Origin of the sequence: uncultured Marinobacter sp., assembly GCF_963974375.1 — a bacterium.
Taxonomy (GTDB): domain Bacteria; phylum Pseudomonadota; class Gammaproteobacteria; order Pseudomonadales; family Oleiphilaceae; genus Marinobacter.
This window is the reverse complement of the sequence record NZ_CAXBDN010000320.1, coordinates 1-4,288: the sequence shown is the minus strand read 5'-3', so window position 1 is coordinate 4,288 and position 4,288 is coordinate 1. Positions and strand designations below refer to the sequence as shown.

At 58.7% G+C, this 4,288-nt stretch carries 4 protein-coding genes; 1 reads left to right on the top strand and 3 read right to left on the bottom strand.

The features are described from left to right. The 3 genes from AAC035_RS19155 to traF form a co-directional block, all read right to left on the bottom strand. Positions 1 to 685 (bottom strand): acetyl-CoA C-acyltransferase (locus AAC035_RS19155; RefSeq protein ID WP_339806711.1); only part of this gene is annotated, 685 nt, incomplete at its 3' end. A 120-nt stretch (positions 686 to 805) separates the two neighbouring features. Next, positions 806 to 1,939: a multifunctional CCA tRNA nucleotidyl transferase/2'3'-cyclic phosphodiesterase/2'nucleotidase/phosphatase gene (locus AAC035_RS19150; protein ID WP_339806710.1), complete on the bottom strand. Its 1,134-nt coding sequence runs from the start codon at positions 1,937 to 1,939 to the stop codon at positions 806 to 808. Positions 1,940 to 2,088: 149 nt separating this feature from the next. Beyond that, the gene (gene traF / locus AAC035_RS19145) at positions 2,089 to 3,348 is read right to left on the bottom strand and encodes a conjugal transfer protein TraF (RefSeq protein ID WP_339806709.1); all 1,260 of its coding nucleotides are present in this window, start codon (positions 3,346 to 3,348) and stop codon (positions 2,089 to 2,091) included. Between the two features lie 295 nt (positions 3,349 to 3,643). On the opposite strand from traF, the gene AAC035_RS19140 reads away from it, so the two are divergent. Then, entirely contained in the window at positions 3,644 to 4,204 is a 561-nt protein-coding gene (locus tag AAC035_RS19140; RefSeq protein WP_339806707.1) for an LPP20 family lipoprotein, read from the top strand. Positions 4,205 to 4,288: the final 84 nt, after the last annotated feature.

Here is a 4,288-nt window from a genome sequence, read left to right as displayed (position 1 = left end):
GGCTCTCGGCGCTGATACCATCGCGGGGACCTTCGTCCTGGTCCACAACAACCGGCTCGCCCTTGCGCTGGGGAATGCTGACCGGAACAATCTGGTCCTTGAAGCGACCTTCGGTGCGGGCAGCGGCGGCTTTCTGCTGGGAGGCGGCGGCAAACTGGTCCTGCTCCTCGCGGCTGATGCCGTATTTCTCGACGATGTTTTCAGCGGTGATGCCCATGTGGTAATCGTTGAACGCGTCCCACAGGCCATCGGTGATCATGGTGTCAATCATGGTCCAGTTGCCCATGCGCTGACCGTTGCGGCTGTTGGGCACCACGTGGGGCGACTGGCTCATGCTTTCCTGACCACCGGCGAGAATCATCTCGACGTCGCCACAGCGGATCGACTGCACCACCATGTGCACTGCTTTCAGGCCGGAGCCACACACTTTATTGATGGTGATGGCCGGTACCGAAGCGGGAACGCCGGCGTTGATGGCGGCCTGGCGGGCCGGGTTCTGGCCACAGCCTGCAGTCAGCACCTGGCCGAGTATGACCTCGCTGATCTGGTCGGCCGGTACACCGGTTTCCTCAAGGATGGCTTTGATGACCGCACTGCCCAGCTGGTCTGCCCTGAGGCTGGACAGGGAGCCGCCGAAATTACCAATGGCGGTACGTTTTGCAGCTACGATGACAACGTCTTGCATGAAGGTCTCCGGTTAAATGGATGGTCTTTTCGTGGTCAGGATGGTGACTGGCCTGACGCGCTCAGCGGGTCTGCCGATACATCGGTTTGATCTGCCGATTCTATCCGAATGCGGCGTCGGTTACCCGGTTTTGTGAGCTGTTTCCGTTTCTGTCAGGGCCTGTTCAACGGCTTTCAGTCGCTCCCGCTGCAGGGCTTCGCCCAGTGCCTTGCCTTTGAACCCCAGGGGTATCAGGTCTCTGGCGCTGATCTTGCGGGCCGCCACCAGAGCATGTTCGATTCTCAGGTGTTGCTGATGGCTCAGTCCGTCGGGCAGGCAGCAGCAGGTCGTCAGCAAGCGTTCCAGCCGCTCGGGCCGGCGCCAGGCATCGGCACGTTCCATGACCGAAAGCAGTCGCTCCCCTGTCAGCGTATTTCGCCGGTTCAGCTCCGGACTGCATTCAATGACCAGGCGACTCATGTCCTGACACTCATTGGGGGCCTTGAGGGCTTTGGCTCTGGCTGGGCCTGAGGCTGCATCAAGCGTCGACAGCAGCGCGGCGGTGCGGCAGTCGGTGGTGGTGTCGGCCTGCTCCGAGATGCAGGTCAGGGCCTTCATGGCGTTAGTGAAGTTCACCTCGTCGCGCAGTTCAGGAATCAGATCATCAAGGGCACCACAGTCTCTCAGCGCCGTGAAAAAGACAGTGGGCGTGGCTTCGTGCAGTGCCCGCTGGATCTCCTGCCAGACCCGTTCAGGCACCAGATGGCCGACTTCGCCGGAGCCTGCCATTTGAGTCATCAGTGCCATGGTTTCCTGGCTGATATGGAACTCGAGATGGTGGAAACGGGCCAGAAACCGTGCGGTGCGCAGAATCCGCAGGGGATCTTCGCAGAAGGCTTCCGACACGTGATGCAGGCGCCGGTGCTGCAGGTCCCGCTGCCCCCCAAATGGGTCGATAATGCTGCCATTGCGGCCCTTCGCCATGGCATTGATGGTCAGATCCCGGCGCAGCAGGTCTTCTTCGAGAGTGACATCCGGGGAACTGTATACCGTAAAACCGTGGTAACCCTTGCCCTGTTTGCGTTCGGTACGGGCCAGGGCGTACTCCTCGCCGGTTTTGGGGTGCAGGAACACCGGGAAATCGGCTCCGACCTGTTTATAGCCCAGCGCCAGCATCTGTTCAGCGGTGGCGCCGACGACAACCCAGTCACGATCGGTGACCGGCAGGCCGAGAAGTTCATCACGTACTGCGCCGCCGACGAGGTAAATTTCCATGCGTTGTGAAACCGGTTGAGGGAGTGTGCTGCCTATTATCCCGGTAGCGAGGCACTGTCGCAAAGGCAGAAACAGCAAAGCCCGCCACCGGGCGAGCTTTGCTGGTTTGTCAGACACTATTTTCCAGAAGCTTGCTTACCAATCTCTGATCAGAAAGCGACACCGAACTCAATGGCAGCACCAAGGTCCGCATCGCTCACCAGTGCTGCCAGATCAAGACGGGCACCAAACGGAGACAGGCCCAGACCAGCGGTAAACTGGGTGGTTTCCTCAACGCCGCTGTTGTCGTCGTTACTGGCGATGTTGTGACGGGCACCGAAGCGCAGCTGGGCGAAGCGGAAGGCGTCCAATTCGGCGCCAATAGCAACCCACTGGGTGTCATCTTCAAATCCGAAGGCTTTCTGTTTGGTCAGGTCTACTTCGGCGGTCAGTGCGTGGAAGTTGCCGGTGTGTGCCAGGCCCACGGTCACTTTCGGGTTGAGCTCGAAGGTTCGCTTGCCTTCCAGGGAGTCAACCGAATCCAGCTCCATCGGAATGACGTTCTTGATGGCTGCACCGGCGTTCCACTGGCGCTGATCGCCAAAGGCGTAGGCTGCGCCCAGGTCGAAGTTGAAACCGCTTTTGGTGGTTTCATAGTCTTTGCCGTCGAAGTCTTCGTCATCGAAATCGTTGATGCCAGTGCTGTAATTGTAGGTTCTCAACTGCACATATTTTGGCGAAACGCCCAGCTGAAGCGGGTTTTCCAGTCCGAAATCAAAGCTGCGGCCCAGGCTGACACCGGTTTCAATGACCGCCGAGGCCAACACCCGGCCACGGGATTCCAGTTCGCTTTCCAGATCTATGCCAATCAGGTCATCGGCGTCGGCCGCGTTGGCCAGGGTGTCGAGAAAGGCCAGGTCGTCATCATTCAGTTCGCCCCGCACCGTGCCGCGCACCGAGCCGTTGGCGAAGAAGCCCACTGCCAGGCGGGGACTGGGTATGGCGAGGCTGATGCCGGCACCGGCATCAATGCGGACCGTATCACGATTGAAACGGTCCAGTTGGTCTCGCAGCTGTCCGGCGGCAATCTGGGCATCGCTCACGTCATCGCCGCTGTTCAGGTTATTGATCATGCCTTCCAGACTATCGATGTTGTCCTGAATATCGTCAATCTGGTCAACCACTTCTTCTTCGTCGGCGAAGCGGGCGTTTACCGAGGGGATCATCAGGCCGAAATCGTCCGCCCATTCATGTTGCTGTGACGCCAGCATGGCCGGGTTGGCGCTGTTAGCGGTGGCCGGCTGGGCAATGGCAACGCCGGTGCCGCCCATGGCAAAGGAGCGTGCGGAGTTGAACGCCTGAGGGCCTGCGAAGGTAGCGGTGGAGGCGGCGGTCAGGCCGATAGCCAGGGTAAGACGACACAGTTTCATGGATCTGGATTTTCCTTTTGGGCTTGATGTCTGTCGCAAAAGTAAGCGGTAAGTATTACCTGTAGTTCATGAATACTAGATGAGTAAGTCAATCGGGTCAGTCGGAGGGAAGTAACGATTTGTGACGGAAATGTAAAAGGCCGGCGAACCTTTGCCGCCCGCTTTCGGCTTGTTGTTCGTTTTCGTAAGATAATTATTTTAAAACAGAAACATAGATAAACTGGCCCGGAATTTTCATGGCAATGGTTAACGCTGATAACCACAAGCGAATTTCGCTGATTTACCGGAGATTTCCATGATGTCACGCTGGATATGCCTGCTATTGATTGCCGCCCTGGCAGGTTGTGCGCCCGTCGGCCACCACCGATCCACGGCTTCGTCTGGCCAGGACGGAATTCACGGTCGGGCTGATCATCATGAGGCGATTGTGGTGCGGGTCAGTGGTTTCGGTACCTACGAGGACGCCGCCAGTGATCGCCTGAATACCCGCAAGCGACTGATGGCGCGCCGTGCCTCCCAGCTGGATGCCTATCGCAACCTTGCCGAGCGGGTGTATGGCACCGTGGTGTACGGCAGTTCCACGGTAAACGACTTCGTGTCCCGCAACGATATGTTCCGCACCTATGTAGACAGTTATATTCGTGGCGCAAAGCTGGTTGCGGTGAACGAGCACAGTGACGGCGTGGTGGAAACGGTGATGGAACTGAAACTGGAGCCCCGGTTCCGCCAGTGCGTGTCAAAGGTCAGTGACCGCGATGTGCGCGACCTGTGCCCGATGCCCATGCCCCGGGGTAATGACTCCGCAGGGGATGTGGTGACTCGTCGCGCGGTGGATTCCCTTTACTATCTGGATTGACCCCGGACAACGCCCACTGACCTGGATGACCCCTGACCAACCGGAGCCCCGTGGCATGAAGACTGGCACACTGACATTGCTGAT

What these genes read in the sequence shown, in the direction of transcription:
- AAC035_RS19150 (WP_339806710.1), bottom strand. Translation starts at nt 1,939, where the DNA reads ATGGAAATTTACCTCGTCGGCGGCGCAGTACGTGATGAACTTCTCGGC.
- traF (WP_339806709.1), bottom strand. Translation starts at nt 3,348, where the DNA reads ATGAAACTGTGTCGTCTTACCCTGGCTATCGGCCTGACCGCCGCCTCC.
- AAC035_RS19140 (WP_339806707.1), top strand. Translation starts at nt 3,644, where the DNA reads ATGATGTCACGCTGGATATGCCTGCTATTGATTGCCGCCCTGGCAGGT.